A 14,138-nucleotide genomic window follows, 5' to 3' on the forward strand; every position below is an offset into this window, starting at 1 on the left:
ATCATGCTGTTGCATGGGCTCGCTGTGTACGAGCGGATGTATTAACGTATGTACCGATTGGTGTATCTACCTATGTAGGTAGTTAACACTATACTTCGTAACACCCCCTTTTCTGCCGGAACGTTCACCGGCGCATCCCACGGGATTTTCTGGGGGTCGGCGGCAATCGCCTTTATAAACCTCCCATCCCCTTTAGGCCCGGTGGGAGAAGTATGGGAAGACCCGTTTACCTCGGTAAGGCTTACCTGAACTGGTGCGGGAAGTGCAACGTTCCGCTCATCGGCGATAGCTGCGCCCTTCACGGTAAGGATAGCGTGTTCCGCCTCGACGTAACCCCGCCGGGCGATCTGAGGTTCGCCTTTAAGAAAGATATCGAGTTCATACGCTCCGTCTTCAGGGAACACTACGGAGTTGATCCCGGCGAGCTGTTCGAGGGAAAGGTCGTCCTCCTCAACAAAACACCCGGGGAGGACGATGTCTACGAGATAATCCTTGATGGTTACGTATTCGGCTGGATCCGCTTTGACCCGAGGGAGCTGAGGTGGAAGCCCGGGCTTAAGGTTGAAGGGGCCATCGCCCTCTGGAAACGCTTCGGAAGATCCATGAAGAAGTGGGTTGTGGTTGATGAAGGCGCCGTGGAGCCGATACTCAACGGTTCCAACCTTCTGCCGGTCGGGGTAGTGGATGCCGAGCGGAGCATACGGAGAAACGACGATGTAATCCTCCTATCTGAGAAGAACGAGGTTCTTGCAACGGGGATAGCCAAAAAGGACTCCGCGGGACTTTTGAGCGGGGAGCGCGGGACGGGGGTCAAGGTGAGGCGGCAGAGGAAGGTGAACTACCGCGAGGGAAGGAAGGCCACGATGGAGGACGTTCTCCGGGCCAACTCCACCGAGCTTGAGAAAAAGGTTAAGGAAGCAAGGGAGTTCATGAGGAGGGTGGCCCGGAGAAAGGGCCTGCCCGTGGCGGTCGCCTTCTCGGGGGGAAAGGACAGTCTGGCCGTTCTCGGTCTGGCGCTGGAGGAGTTCGGCAACGGCTTTACCGTCTTCTTCAACAACACGGGCATAGAGTTCCCCGAGACGGTTGAATACGTGGAGAAACTTAGAGAAGAGCTCGAGCCGAAGGGCGTTAGGTTTTTGATCGCCGACGCGGGCGACGCCTTCTGGAGGGCCGTCCACGTCTTCTCCCCTCCCGGCAGGGACTACCGCTGGTGCTGTAAGGTAACGAAGCTCGGACCGATAACGCTGGCCATAAAGGAGAACTACCCCGAGGGAGTGCTCATGTTCGTCGGCCAGAGGAAGTACGAGAGCATAAAACGCTTTAAGCAACCGAGGGTGTGGAAGAACCCGTGGGTGCCCAACGAGACGGGAGCTTCGCCGATATTCCACTGGCGCGCCCTCGAGGTCTGGCTCTACATCTTCAGCCGTGGCCTGCCTTACAACCCCCTTTACGAGGACCGTCTCGACAGAATCGGCTGTTTCCTGTGCCCGAGCTCTTCTCTGGCCGAAATTCAGACCCTGAAGAAGGAGAAGCCTGAACTGTGGGAAAAATGGGAGAAGGTCCTCAGAATCTGGCAGAAGCGCTTTGGAATGCCGGAGGAGTGGATAACCTACGGTTTCTGGCGCTGGAAGGAGCTGAGCAAGGGGGAAAAGGCCATAGCGAAAGACCTCGGCCTTGAGATTCCTGAGAAGCGCTCATGGGAACCTGTGAGATATTCCATCGAAAAGAGGGATAACACGTTTGTGGTTCGTTTCAACACCGTCGTGAACCTGAAGAGGATCAGGGAAGTTGCCCCCATACTCGGCGAGGTCGAGGAAAGCGAAAGCTACATAAGAACCGGTGGAGTTACGTTTAGACCGGACGGGGCCTACACCGACGATTACCGGGAGGCCATCGCGGCCTACCACCTCGTAAAGAGGGCCTACGAATGCGTTGGCTGTGGCGTCTGCGTCGGCAGGTGTCCCGAGGACGCGCTCAGCATCGACCCGAACAGCAGGAAGATCGTCGTGGATGGGTACTCGTGCACCCACTGCCGGGAGTGTATGGAGGTATGCCCTCTCCTCAAGATCAAAAACCCCGAGGAAGGGAGTCAGCTCTGATCGGGTTAGCCCTGATTTTTTCCCTTGCCCTGTCGTTCCTCTTCCTTCCGCAGGCCGGGGCTCAGGAGGATTACGGGATAAACGCCTACGCCGTTTACTTCGAGGTTCTCGATGGGGACAACATCAGGGAAACCATCGAGATAGACCTGACCCCCTACACGAACCTCACCCGCTACGTCATCTACACCGATTATCCCGTGGAGAACGCGAGCGCGGTCCTTGAACTCGGGACGGCCGTGGAGGGCATCAACGTTACGGTGAGAAAGGTCCTCGGGGATACCAGCGCGATTTACCTTACCTTTCCGGCCCTCAAACCGGATCAGAACGCGAGGATACGCCTGAGCTTCACTACGATGGGCATGCTGACCCGGGAGGGTGAAAAAAGCCAGTTCACCTACTACATAAAGTTCAGCCAGCCCATCGGGGTTTTCCACATGCAACTGATCGTCCCGGAGGGTTACGCCGTGCTCTCGCCCATAATACCCTCCCCCGACAGGGTTGAGAGCTCGGCCAATCGCCTCCTCCTCGAATGGAAACGCAACAACCTCGATCCGGGGGACGAGCTGTACTTCGTGGTGGGTTTCTCCGGGAAGATAACCGTTCCGGAGCCGCCTTCACCGTGGCTCTACGCGGTTTTCTTCCTTTCGGGTCTTCTGATAGGGGCGGGAGGCTTTTACGCCTACACCCTTTACGCTTCGCGGAAACGTGAGGATGAGCTCGAGCACCTGAGAAGCGACGAGGAGAGGATACTCGCCATTTTGAGGGAAGGACCGGTTCTCCAGAGCGAGCTCGCCCAGAAGCTGGGGGTTTCAAAGGCCAAAGTCAGCATAACTCTCCGCGAAATGGAGAAGAAGGGCCTCATAGACCGGGTCAAGGAGGGGAGAACCTACAGGGTCTTCCTGAGGGAGTGATCCGGGGGCACCTTTATAAGGTCCTTTCCCCTTCCTCCACCGGTGAGATGGATGGAGGAATACTTCGTGTGTCCGGAGTGTGGTAGCGACAACGCTGAGATCATCAGGGAGAGGGGAAGAGAACTAACGCTCAGGTGCACCGAATGCGGCAACGTCTGGATTATAACCCTTCCCAAGATCCTGAAGGTGCCCCTTATCGTGAGCAGGCACGAGAGGAGCTTCAAAACCTTCGTGGAGCTGCCAGAGGGGGAGGAGATAAAGGTTGGAGACGTGGTGGAGACCGAAGAGGAGGAAGTCAGGATAACGGGGATAGAACTCGATGGCAACAGATGGGTGGAGAGGGCCAAAACCGGAGAGGTGATGACCCTGTGGGGCGAGAGCATCACCTATCCCAAGGTGGTGAAGGTCTCCATCTACCTTCCCGGGGGGCTAACGCAGGCCTTCAGGGTCAAGGTTCCAAGGGATGAGGAGTTCGCCGTCGGGGAAGTCCTCGAGGTGGGAGGCTACACTTTCAGGGTCGAGAGGATAAAGACGGAGAAAAAGATGCTCCACCACGGAAAGGCGAAGGCCGATGAGGTGGTTGCGATAATGGGCCACCATATACCCCGGGCGAGGGCCAGAAGGGTTCTCGAGATCTACAGGGGTTACTCGGAGGAATCCTCCTGAGGGCTCTTGATTCCTTCGGAGATGAGCCACCCATCGAAATCCTTTTAAATACTATCCCCAACTCAGCACGCAAAATTCGATGAACGATGACGTTTCGGAGGGATGAAGATGGCCAAGCCAAGTTACGTTAAGTTTGAGGTTCCGGGAGAACTGGCTGAGAAGGCACTGGAGGCTGTGGAGCTCGCCCGCGACACCGGAAGGATAAGGAAGGGCACCAACGAGACGACCAAGGCCGTTGAGAGGGGACGTGCCAGGCTCGTGGTAATAGCCGAGGACGTTGACCCGGAGGAGATAGTTGCCCACCTCCCGCCGCTGTGCGAGGAGAAGGAGATCCCCTACATCTACGTCCCGAGTAAGAAGGAGCTCGGCGCTGCTGCCGGTCTCGAGGTTCCAGCCGCGAGCGTTGCCATCCTCGAGCCCGGTAAGGGTCGCGAGCTCGTTGAGGAGATAGCCATGAAGGTAAGGGAGCTCATGAAGTGAGCTCCTTCTCCCAACCTTTCGGGGAAAGGTTTAAGTTCATCCTGTGCGGGAGATTTTTGGATTGAGAGGTGTGAGAAATGAGCGACGAAGGATACCCGGCAGAGGTTATTGAAATAGTCGCCAGAACCGGCGTCACCGGTGGCGTTACTCAGGTTAAGGTCAGGATTCTGGAAGGGCGCGACAAGGGGCGCGTTATAAGGAGGAACGTCAAGGGGCCGGTTCGCCTCGGTGACATAGTCATCCTCAGGGAGACCGAGCGCGAGGCAAGGGAGATCAGGGCAAGGAGGTAAGGGCGATGGCCAGATGGAACGTCTGCTCCTACTGCGGTAAGGAGTTCGAACCGGGAACGGGCAAGATGTACGTCAGAGCCGACGGGAGAGTCCTGTTCTTCTGCTCCAGCAAGTGCGAGAAGTACTACTTCATGGGCAGGAACCCGAGGAAGCTCAAGTGGACGAAGGCCTTCCAGGAGGCAAGGCTCCAGAGGGCCAAGAGAAAGTGATTTCTTTCTTTTCTTAGTAATTTTTGATTCACTGGGCCATTTTGTATTTCGCAATCCATAAAGACGAAAAATTTAAATAGTATTGGTTCGTTAATACTTTTGACTACCTTAATGAGGGGTGCTCCTAATGCGGCAGAAGGTAGTGTGGTTTCTGATTGCCCTTCTGGCCGGGAGTGTGTTCTTTGTTTCGGCCCATCCAAGTGAAGGTAACATCCAATATACTTCCCCTGAAGTTCATAAGCTTCGGGGAGAGAACTACGCGGCCCTTCTCCTGTCCACCCCGAACGGACTCCCGCTGAACATCGAAGAGACCATGAAAACCGTTCAGGAGTTCCTTTTGAAGAGCTCCCCGAACGCTAAGTGGCATGCCTACGCGGTTCCCGAACTACCAAAAGACGTTCTCCTGAATGGCTACGGAATAAAGGTGACGAAAGATGGAAGGATCGATGTTCTTGTTCTTGCTTCCAGAAGGGGAGTTGTCCTTAAACCGGTGAAAGTCCGGGAGGAACTTGCCGAATGGGGCAAAAAGGCTCCAGAGTTTATGCCGGATAAGGTCCCCAAAGAGAAGGTTGGGGTTCCAGAGGGATGGAAAGTTGAAACCGTGGATAGCTCCGGAAACGTTAGAACCTATACGGGCGAGAGCTCTCCCTACTGGCATAACTTTGGGAGACTGGAGCTTAGACTTGACGATCCACCCTACGGTAAACTCTACGCTCAGTTCTACATGTGGGGTTTGTGGAACGACAACCCTCCCGCTGAGGAAAGATTCCTGTGCACGACGGATGAAAACGGCCATGGAACCTATCGCGTTACACCCGGTATAGCAATAGGAGGCAACTACGGGTACTACCTCACCGACGATATCAAAATAATCCACGACTGGGGCGTGGAACCGGGGCTCAACGGCAGACTGGGTGTTGTCAAGCCGGTGGGAGTGATAAACAATTATGAATATGTGACGGTTACCATCGGGCCTGTCTCGTATCCTCTCGCAACTGAAGGATACGAAGTCCACGGCGATGCCATAGATCCCCTGGCGGTGTGGGACTTTGACATAGTACACAACGGGGAGTCTTCTCGTCATTCAATCGAATTCATGCCATCATCGGAGGGAGTGGTGAAAGAATCCGTTCTCCATGATGGAAACTGGCACAGCGTTATCAAAGTCAAACTACAGGCGAAGTTCGAATATGACATGATATTGGGGTTTATAAAGAGCCATACAAGCGAGGCTGCGCTGATCTGGAGGGTGAAGGTTGGATGAATTCCTAATTTCCTGTTTTTGGGCCATCCGGTGATCAGCTTCCCCACTCCGGGCCTTGGAGCAAAACATTTTTACCCAATTTTCCTAATTATTTTTGGTGTTGCCGATGAGAGAGATCGAACGGACGCTGGTTATACTCAAACCCGATGCCGTCGTCAGGGGACTGATGGGCGAAATCATAAGCCGCTTCGAAAAGCGCGGCCTTAAGATAGTCGGGATGAAGATGATATGGATAGACAGGGAGCTTGCCGAGAAGCACTACGAGGAGCACAGGGGGAAGCCCTTCTTCGAGGGCCTTGTGGATTACATCACCAAGGCCCCGAGCGTTGTAATGGTCGTCGAGGGCAGGTATGCGGTAAGCGTTGTCAGGAAGATGTGCGGTGCCACCGACCCGAAGGACGCCGAACCCGGAAGCATAAGGGGCGATTACGGCCTTGACGTGGGGGATGCAATTTATAATGTGATCCACGCCTCGGACAGCCCCGAGAGTGCTGAGAGGGAGATAACCCTCTACTTCAAACCGGAGGAGATCTTCGAGTACTGGAAGGCGGCGGACTGGTTTTACCACACCCACGCACGGAAGGGAAAGGAGTACATGGACGGTATGGATGATCTTTAAGCGTCTTCCTTCTTCTACTTCCTGAAATTTTCCCGGCCTGCCCGCCAACCTTTAAAAGGCCATGCCGGATTCAGAGATGGTGAGGTAGATGAAGAGGATAAGACAGCCTATCATAGCGGTTCTCGGGCACGTTGATCACGGAAAGACGACGATGCTTGACAGGATCCGTAAAACAAACGTCGCTGGCAAGGAGGCGGGAGGGATAACCCAGCACATTGGAGCCACGGAAGTCCCGATAGAGGTTATCAAAGGACTTGCGGGTCCTCTTATCAGGCTCTGGAAGGGCGAGATAAGGCTCCCCGGCCTGCTTTTCATAGACACCCCCGGACACGAGGCCTTCACAAGCCTTCGCGCGAGGGGAGGTAGCCTGGCGGACCTCGCTGTTCTGGTGGTGGACGTAAACGAGGGCTTCCAGCCCCAGACGATAGAGAGCATAGAGATACTCAGGAAGAACAGGACCCCCTTCATAGTCGCGGCCAACAAGATAGACAGGATTAAGGGCTGGAAGGTTGCCGAGGACGAACCCTTCCTGATGAACGTTAAGAGGCAGGACCCGAGGGCTCAGGGGGAGCTCGAGAGCAAGCTCTGGGAGCTGATCGGGAAGTTCTATGAGATGGGTTTTCAGGCGAATCGCTTCGACCGGGTGGCGGACTTCACGAGGGAGCTCGCCATCGTTCCGGTCTCGGCCAAGTACGGCATAGGCATCCCGGAGCTCCTCGTTCTGATAGCGGGACTCAGCCAGAAGTACCTCGAGGAGAAGCTTAAGATAGAGGTCGAGGGACCGGCAAGGGGCACCATTTTGGAAGTCAGGGAGGAAACGGGCCTCGGAACGACCATCGACGTTATAATCTACGATGGAACCCTCCGCAGGGACGACACGATAGTGGTCGGGGGCAAGGATAGGGCCATAGTCACGAAGATCAGGGCCCTTTTAAAACCCAGACCCCTCGATGAGATACGCGATCCAAGGTTCCGCTTCGAGCAGGTCGAGGAGGTCGTCGCGGCCGCGGGTATCAAAATAGCCGCCCCGGGCCTTGAGGAAGCCCTCGCAGGTTCGCCGGTCATAGCGGCCAGAAACGAGGAGGAAGTTGAGAGGGCCAAGGAGGAGATCCTCGAGCAGATAGAGAGCGTTGTCCTGAACACGGGGAAGGTCGGCGTCATCGTTAAGGCCGATACCCTCGGAAGTCTCGAGGCCCTGAGCAAGGAGCTTCAGGAGAAGAGGATTCCGATAAGAAAGGCCGACGTGGGCAACATCAGCAAGACGGACGTCATGGAGGCCCTGAGCGTCCGCGAGGATGAACCGAAGTACGGCGTTGTGATGGGCTTCAACGTGAAGGTAAACGAGGACGCCATGGAGGTTGCCAAGGCCAAGGGGGTGCCCCTCTTCACGGGCAACATCATCTACAGGCTGATAGAGGACTACGAGGAATGGATAAAGGCGGAGGAGGAGAGGAAAAAGCGCGAGCTCCTCAGCAGGGTGACCTTCCCCGGGGTTATACGGCTCTACCCGGACGAGCGCTACGTCTTCAGGCGGAGCCACCCGGCGATAGTCGGCGTCGAGGTGATCGAGGGCAGGATAAAACCCGGGGTTAGCCTCATTAAGCAGAACGGCCAGAAGGTTGGGGTCATAAAGTCCATAAAGAACCGCAACGATTTCGTTCAGGAGGCGAAGAAGGGAGACGCCGTTGCCGTGGCCATCGAGGGGGCGATGGTCGGCAGGCACATCCACCCCGGTGAGACGCTCTACGTTGATCTGGACAGGAACGACGTTGTTATCCTCGCCAGAGAGCTGAAGAACGAGCTTGACGAGACGGACTTGAAGGCCCTGAAGATGACCGCAAAGGTGAAGGCGCAGAGAGATCCCTTCTGGAAGTCGATCTGAAGTTTTTATCCTTCTTTCCATTGATTAACCGCGTTCTGATCAGTTGCAGGGAACGTACTCGAGGGAACTTTCTCCGGCGGGCTTCGAGGACGGGTCGCCAGCTGGGGGAGTGCAGCTTCCTCCCCTTCCAAAAGCCTAAATACCCCCGCGGTTATCTCCACCCATGGAGCGACCCCGAAGAATCCTCCTCGTCACGGGAAGGCTTGCGGAACCCCTCGTGAGAAAGTACGGTGAGGGCTGTGACGTCTTCGTTGCACCCGTGAGCGTTGCCGCGTTCCTGACCCCCGAGCTGATACTTCGCCACCTCAAACGGGCCGGGGTCAGAGGCGAGGACTACGACCTCATCCTCATCCCGGGCCTTGTGAGGGGCTCGAGCAGGGTCATTGAGGAGGGACTTGGGATACCAACTTTTAAGGGGCCGAGGAACGCGATGGACATTCCCGCGACGCTGAGGGCCCTTAAGAAGGGGTTCAAGCTCAGCAGGGAGGTTCCGGCGGACGATCTTTTCTCCATGGATTCCCTGAAGCGCGTTGAAGACATAAGGAACAGGACCCGGAACAGGAGGTACATCGAGGAGGCCCTTAAAAAACCGTGGAACCTTCTAATCGGCAATCTACCAGCTGGAAGGGATTTTCCCGTGAGGATACTCGCCGAGGTCGTCGACGCCCCGAAACTCGGGCCCGAAAGGACGGTTGAGCGGGCCATTTACTACCTCCGCGAGGGAGCGGACGTGATCGACATCGGGATGGTCGCAGGGGAGACGAACCTCGATTTCGTGGAGCTGATCCCTGAAATAAGGGAAAGCCTCCGGGAGAGGGGCTTTGAAGTCCCCCTGAGCTTCGACTCCCTCAACACCTCCGAGATAGCCGCTGCGCTCGATCACGCCGATCTTTTCCTCAGCGTCGACGGGGGCAACGTTGAGGAGCTCGTGACGGACAGACCGGTTGTTCTCATCCCCACGAACCAGAAGGAGGGATACTTCCCCTCAAAGCCCACCGAGAGGGTGGAATTCCTCGAGCGATTGAAGGAGATGGCCCTCGACCTCGGCTATAGGAGGATCATCCCCGACCTGATCCTCGAGCACGTTCCCCATCTGGCCCGTTCCGTAGTTGCGTTCCATACCTACCGCGAGAGGAATCCCGGGGACGTCCTCTTAGCTGGAGTCGGGAACGTGGTGGAGCTATACGATGCCGACAGCGTCGGAATGAACGCCCTCCTTGCGGGAATTGGCCGGGAGCTCTCGATAAACCTTCTCCTTACCACGGAGGTGAGCGCCAAGGCCCGGGGTTCGGTGAGGGAGCTCCGGCGGGCGATCGATATGAACCTCTTCGAGATGCCCAAGGATCTGGGCTTCGATCTCCTTATCCTGAAGGAGAAGAGAACCGCCCACTGGCGCTTCGAGAAAGCCGGGGAAGTGGTAGAAGCCCGGGAGAAACCCGTGGAGCTCGAGAACCTTTACTTCCGGATCTGGCTCGAGGGGGGAAGGATATGGGTCAACGCCTACAGGGGAACCCGGGCAGTTCTCACCGTAGTCGGGGACGATCCGAACGGGATAATCGACACGATCCTCGAACGCTTCCCTCTTTCCCCGAGGCATGCCTTCTACCTCGGTAGGGAGCTCGAGAGGGCCCACACGGCGCTGAAGCTCGGGAGGAGCTACGTTCAGGAAAGTCCTCTCTTTCCGGATTTCTACTCCCACCGTAACCTTTAACTCCTCCGGGTGTAACCTCCCACGATGCCTATGCTTGAGGGGATCTTCGTTCCGCACGTTACGCCTTTCGATGAAAAGGGGGATCTGGATGAGGAAGCACTTCTTCAGCTCGTCCAAATCTTCGAGGAGGCGGGCCTAAACGGCCTCGTGACACTGGGTAGCAACGGGGAGTTTCCCTACCTGAACTTCGAGGAGAAGCTCAGGGTCGTGGAACTCGTTCTCTCCGGGACGCACCTTCCGGTCATAGCCGGAGCAACGGAAAACTCCACGAGGGAGACGATACGCCTCGGAAGGGCCCTCTCGGATATGGGCGTGGATGCGATTCTCGTCGGCCCGCCCTACTACTTCAGGCCTTCTCCGGAGGAGCTCTACGTCCATTACTCAACGCTGGCGGGAGCCCTTGACGTTGACCTGATACTCTACAACGTCCCGAAGTTCACCGGGATCAACCTTCCGCTGGAGGTCATCGATAGGCTCAGGGAGGAGCATTCGAACGTGGTGGGCATTAAGGACTCCGGTGCGAACATGGGGAGGATAGCCGAGCTCCTGAGACGTTCAGGGGGTGAATTCAGGGTGCTGGCGGGAACGGCCGACGTTATGTACCCGTCGTGGCTCCTTGGGGCTCAGGGGGCGGTTGTTGCCGTTGCAAACGTCGTGCCAGAACTCTGTGCGGAACTCTACGGGGCCTTCCGGAAGGGAAACCACGAAAGGGCGAGGGAACTCCAGCTCAGGGTGAACCTCGTTAACGAGGTCGTCGTGAAGAGGTACAACCAGATAAGCGCCATAAAAGCAGCCATGGGACTGAGGGGCTGGAGGGCGGGAAGGCCGAGGCTTCCCTCCCTTCCGCTGGAGGGGGATGCCCTCGAGGATGTGAGGAGAACCCTCGCCGAACTCAACCTTCTCTGATTAAGGTTCATCGTCCAGAACGGGCACCCTCGGCCTTCTGAAAAGCGCGTCCAGTTCCCTTCTTCTTTCGCTTATCTTCTCGTAGAGCCGGCCCACCCTTTCGTCCGAGGGGTACCTCGATCTCAGGATGAGGAGCATGCCCTCGAGGAACCCGAGCAGGGAAACCTCTACGAACTCCTTCCCCTTTTTGCTTTCGAGGCCTTCGTTGAGCCTCACAAAGTGGTCGAGCCTCTCCATGAGCTTCCCTTCCTTCAGGTCCTCGAGGAGCTTTCTGGCCTCCACGACCTCCGGGAGTTCCATTCTATCACCCCTTAAGATCCACTCCAAAGAACTCCATCGCGTTCTTTTCCGTTATTCCGGCAACTTCCTCGAAGTCGAGACCTTTAAGCTTTGCCACCGCATCGACGACCATCCGGACGTTGCAGGGGGTGTTCCGCTCTCCCCTCACGGGGCTCATGTAGGGTGAATCCGTCTCGGTTGTGATGTTCTCGACCTCGAGGGCTTCAACAACCTCCCTTACCCCCGGTATGAAGGCTATCCCCGTGCTTATCCCGATGAGGTGTCCGTTCCCGGCTATCTCCCTCGCCAGCTCGGGACTTCCGGTGAAGGAGTGGAAGTAGGCCCTGACGCCGGCCCTCTGGACGAGTTCGAAGGCCTCCCTTTCAGCATCTCTCGCGTGTATGACAACGGGCATCCCGAGTTCAACCGCGAGCTCTAAAAAACGCCGGAAGATCGTCCTCTGTTTCTCCCTCTCCCCTTCGCTCCGGGCGTAGTGGTAATCGAGACCCACCTCCCCGATGGCGACGATCTCATGCCTGTGCTCGAGTATGAACTCCTCGACCCTTTTCACCTTTTCAAGGTTACCCCTCCGGGCCTCGTTGGGATGGTAGCCGAGGGTCGGAATAACGAAGCCGAAGTAGGGCCTCAGGAGTTCCCAGCTCCTGTGGACATGGGCCTTGCGGTACTCCGTTATGGAATCAACAACCGCCTTAACCTTTCCCCTGCACTCCTCTATGACGCGCGGTGCATCCTTCCTGTAAAGCTCGAAGTGGGCGTGGGCGTCTATCATGTTCCCCCCTTTTCCCCGGATAGAAAAGCTTTTTATGGTTTGCGGGAAGTTCAATTGATACGAATGGAATCCGATGCCCATCTCAGGAAGATAATGGAGGAGATCGTGGAGAAGCTCAGGGACAGGTCCCCAAAGGAGCTCCTGAGCTACGCAATCTTCAACGAGCGGGATGAGGTTAATTACTACAGGAAACTGGCCGAAAAAGCCAGAAAGGCCAGCATCAAGGCCCTGTTCATAAAAATGAGCGAGGAGAGTAAGAACCACCACGACTGGCTCTACGACCTGTTCAAAAAGCTGTACCCCTCGGAAGAGCCCGTGAAAGTGGACGCTCCCCCCGTGGAGGTTGAACCCTTCTATCCGGAGTTTGAGACCGTTGAGGACTACATCTCGGCCCTCGAGTACTGCATGGAGAGTGAGCTGTTTGCGAAGAAAACCTACGAGCTTCTCGCGGAGGTATCCATGGATGAAGAAACCCGTGCCTTTGCGCTGAGCCTTGCGATCATGGAAGAGGAACATTACCGCGAGATACGGAGGATGTACGAGCTCATGCTGTCCCTCCGCGAGGAAAATATCCAGCCCTCCAGCCTCGAGCCGGGTGGGTACCTCTTCACGGACGAAACCAAGGCAAGGTACTTCCTCATCGATCTCGCAAGCGCTGGAGTGAAGCTTTACGCCCTGATAAGGGAGGATCCGGAAAGGTTCCTGAAACCCTTTAAGGGAAGCGAGGTCCGCGTTCTCTGGTTGACGAATATAAAAGCTCCCGGAGCCGTGCCTCCCGAGGGGCTACCGGTGCTCAAAAAAGATCTCTGCAGGTTCATTGCTGAAAGCGGAGGGGCGGTTTTCATCCAGAACCTCGGGTACGTTGCTTCTGAGCTCGGCTTCAGGGATACGATGGACCTCGTTATATATCTCAAGGACTGCGCGATCCTCCACAGGGGCTACCTGATCGCCACGGCCCTGGAGGAGGCCTTTGAGCGGAGGGAGTGGGCGCTCATCACCTCGGAGCTCCGGCGGATTTCATGAGCCCAGCTTCCTCGTCCTCCACACCACTTCCCCGTCGGACCTAACGACCATCAGGATGCGGTGGTAGGGTATCTGGGTTTCCCCAACGAAGAAGTAGCCGTGACCGAGCTCGATCGTCTCCACGGGGATCCTCTTGACGTTCCCGTAGGCTCCACGGTGCTCGATTACCACGTAGTAATCACTTTCCTTCTCCCGCGGATCGTACTTTATCCGGGCCAGCACCTCCTTAACCGACCCCTTCCTCATCTGAGCCACCCCAGTATTCTCTCGAGGTTCCCCCTCCAGTCGTCTATAACCCACCCGTGGCCCGGCAGGCCGAAGTCGACTTCATAGTCATTAAGCCGTTCAAGGCTCTCCCTGAGTTCCCCCTCATCCCCGGTGGGGAGGTCCGTTCTGCCGGCGGTTCCTCTGAAGATGGTGTCCCCCGTGAACATGAGCCTGACTTCCCCTTTCAGGTAGAGGCAGGCGCTTCCGGCCGTGTGGCCCGGCGTGTGGATCACCTCAAGCTTCAGCGAGCCAACCCGGAGGCTCTCTCCGTCCTTCAGGTGGAGGTCAACCTTCTGAGGTTCGAACCTCCTCCCGTAGGCGTAGGAGAGGATCACGTAATCGTCCCCCCTCTCGAGGGTCCTTGCAGTGCTTTCGTGGGCCGCGAAGGTTACCCCGATGCCTTTACCCTCGAGCCAGCGCTTCAGGGTGGGGTTTCCGCCGGTGTGGTCGAAGTGCTCGTGGGTGTTGAAGACTGTTAGCCTTTCCACGTTCCTCAGGTAGCCCTCCAGTATACCTGCGTACCTGTGCCAGTTGACGCCGGTTCCGGTGTCGATTATCAGCGCCTCCCCCTCGTCTCTCACGAGGTAAACGTTGGAGTCCGGCCTTAAACCCCTTATCATCACCGTATGCGGGGGAATCTCAACGGGGAACGCTTTCCCGGGGGCTTCCATAGGATCACCGTATGAAATCCTTCGGTGTGTTATTGTCCGGCGGCTTTATAAGGAGTTTGCCGAACTCCGGT

16 protein-coding genes are annotated in these 14,138 nt (G+C 56.6%); 12 read left to right on the forward strand and 4 right to left on the reverse strand.

Translation table 11 applies throughout. From position 1 onward, the window contains the following. The first annotated feature begins 212 nt into the window (after positions 1 to 212). From A3L12_RS07090 to dapA, 11 genes are all read left to right on the forward strand, one after another. A complete protein-coding gene (locus A3L12_RS07090; RefSeq protein ID WP_088882969.1) occupies positions 213 to 2,099 on the forward strand; it encodes a phosphoadenosine phosphosulfate reductase family protein in 1,887 nt (628 codons plus the stop codon). Further along, positions 2,051 to 3,010: a MarR family transcriptional regulator gene (locus A3L12_RS07095; RefSeq protein ID WP_088882970.1), complete on the forward strand. Its 960-nt coding sequence runs from the start codon at positions 2,051 to 2,053 to the stop codon at positions 3,008 to 3,010. The genes A3L12_RS07090 and A3L12_RS07095 overlap by 49 nt, the downstream gene beginning before the upstream one ends. 51 nt (positions 3,011 to 3,061) lie before the next feature. Next, complete coding sequence (locus tag A3L12_RS07100) at positions 3,062 to 3,676, forward strand: HVO_0476 family zinc finger protein (RefSeq protein ID WP_088882971.1); 615 nt, start codon at positions 3,062 to 3,064, stop codon at positions 3,674 to 3,676. Between the two features lie 108 nt (positions 3,677 to 3,784). Beyond that, positions 3,785 to 4,156 (forward strand): 50S ribosomal protein L7Ae, encoded by a 372-nt coding sequence (gene rpl7ae / locus A3L12_RS07105; protein ID WP_088882972.1) that lies wholly within the window; start codon positions 3,785 to 3,787, stop codon positions 4,154 to 4,156. Between the two features lie 77 nt (positions 4,157 to 4,233). After that, on the forward strand, positions 4,234 to 4,446 hold the full coding sequence (locus A3L12_RS07110) for a 30S ribosomal protein S28e (protein ID WP_088882973.1): 213 nt from the start codon (positions 4,234 to 4,236) through the stop codon (positions 4,444 to 4,446). A 5-nt stretch (positions 4,447 to 4,451) separates the two neighbouring features. Beyond that, a complete protein-coding gene (locus tag A3L12_RS07115; RefSeq protein ID WP_088882974.1) occupies positions 4,452 to 4,655 on the forward strand; it encodes a 50S ribosomal protein L24e in 204 nt (67 codons plus the stop codon). 127 nt (positions 4,656 to 4,782) lie between these two features. Continuing rightward, a complete protein-coding gene (locus A3L12_RS07120) occupies positions 4,783 to 5,919 on the forward strand; it encodes a hypothetical protein (protein WP_088882975.1) in 1,137 nt (378 codons plus the stop codon). A 106-nt stretch (positions 5,920 to 6,025) separates the two neighbouring features. Beyond that, positions 6,026 to 6,538 (forward strand): nucleoside-diphosphate kinase, encoded by a 513-nt coding sequence (ndk, locus tag A3L12_RS07125; RefSeq protein ID WP_198300077.1) that lies wholly within the window; start codon positions 6,026 to 6,028, stop codon positions 6,536 to 6,538. A gap of 88 nt (positions 6,539 to 6,626) precedes the next feature. Then, positions 6,627 to 8,420, forward strand: a complete 1,794-nt coding sequence (gene infB / locus A3L12_RS07130; protein ID WP_088882976.1) for a translation initiation factor IF-2 — start codon at positions 6,627 to 6,629, stop codon at positions 8,418 to 8,420. Between the two features lie 163 nt (positions 8,421 to 8,583). Beyond that, complete coding sequence (locus A3L12_RS07135; protein ID WP_088882977.1) at positions 8,584 to 10,131, forward strand: dihydropteroate synthase-like protein; 1,548 nt, start codon at positions 8,584 to 8,586, stop codon at positions 10,129 to 10,131. Between the two features lie 24 nt (positions 10,132 to 10,155). Then, the gene (gene dapA, locus A3L12_RS07140; protein ID WP_232462884.1) at positions 10,156 to 11,037 is read left to right on the forward strand and encodes a 4-hydroxy-tetrahydrodipicolinate synthase; all 882 of its coding nucleotides are present in this window, start codon (positions 10,156 to 10,158) and stop codon (positions 11,035 to 11,037) included. Here the strand turns inward: dapA and A3L12_RS07145 are convergent, their stop codons facing one another. Together A3L12_RS07145 and A3L12_RS07150 are read right to left on the reverse strand one after the other, a co-directional pair. Further along, complete coding sequence (locus A3L12_RS07145; protein WP_088882979.1) at positions 11,038 to 11,337, reverse strand: DUF3216 domain-containing protein; 300 nt, start codon at positions 11,335 to 11,337, stop codon at positions 11,038 to 11,040. 4 nt (positions 11,338 to 11,341) lie between these two features. Then, positions 11,342 to 12,106, reverse strand: a complete 765-nt coding sequence (locus A3L12_RS07150) for a YchF/TatD family DNA exonuclease (RefSeq protein ID WP_088882980.1) — start codon at positions 12,104 to 12,106, stop codon at positions 11,342 to 11,344. A gap of 63 nt (positions 12,107 to 12,169) precedes the next feature. Here A3L12_RS07150 and A3L12_RS07155 point away from each other — a divergent pair, with 63 nt between their 5' ends. Then, on the forward strand, positions 12,170 to 13,129 hold the full coding sequence (locus A3L12_RS07155; RefSeq protein ID WP_088882981.1) for a DUF835 domain-containing protein: 960 nt from the start codon (positions 12,170 to 12,172) through the stop codon (positions 13,127 to 13,129). On the opposite strand, the gene A3L12_RS07160 is transcribed toward A3L12_RS07155, so the two are convergent. Together A3L12_RS07160 and A3L12_RS07165 are read right to left on the reverse strand one after the other, a co-directional pair. Continuing rightward, positions 13,124 to 13,375 (reverse strand): DUF504 domain-containing protein, encoded by a 252-nt coding sequence (locus A3L12_RS07160; protein WP_088882982.1) that lies wholly within the window; start codon positions 13,373 to 13,375, stop codon positions 13,124 to 13,126. The genes A3L12_RS07155 and A3L12_RS07160 overlap by 6 nt on opposite strands. Further along, positions 13,372 to 14,016: an MBL fold metallo-hydrolase gene (locus tag A3L12_RS07165; RefSeq protein WP_335755174.1), complete on the reverse strand. Its 645-nt coding sequence runs from the start codon at positions 14,014 to 14,016 to the stop codon at positions 13,372 to 13,374. Before A3L12_RS07165 ends, A3L12_RS07160 begins: the two co-directional genes overlap by 4 nt. Between the last annotated feature and the right edge of the window lie 122 nt (positions 14,017 to 14,138).

It is taken from the genome of Thermococcus sp. P6, from assembly GCF_002214525.1.
GTDB lineage: Archaea > Methanobacteriota_B > Thermococci > Thermococcales > Thermococcaceae > Thermococcus.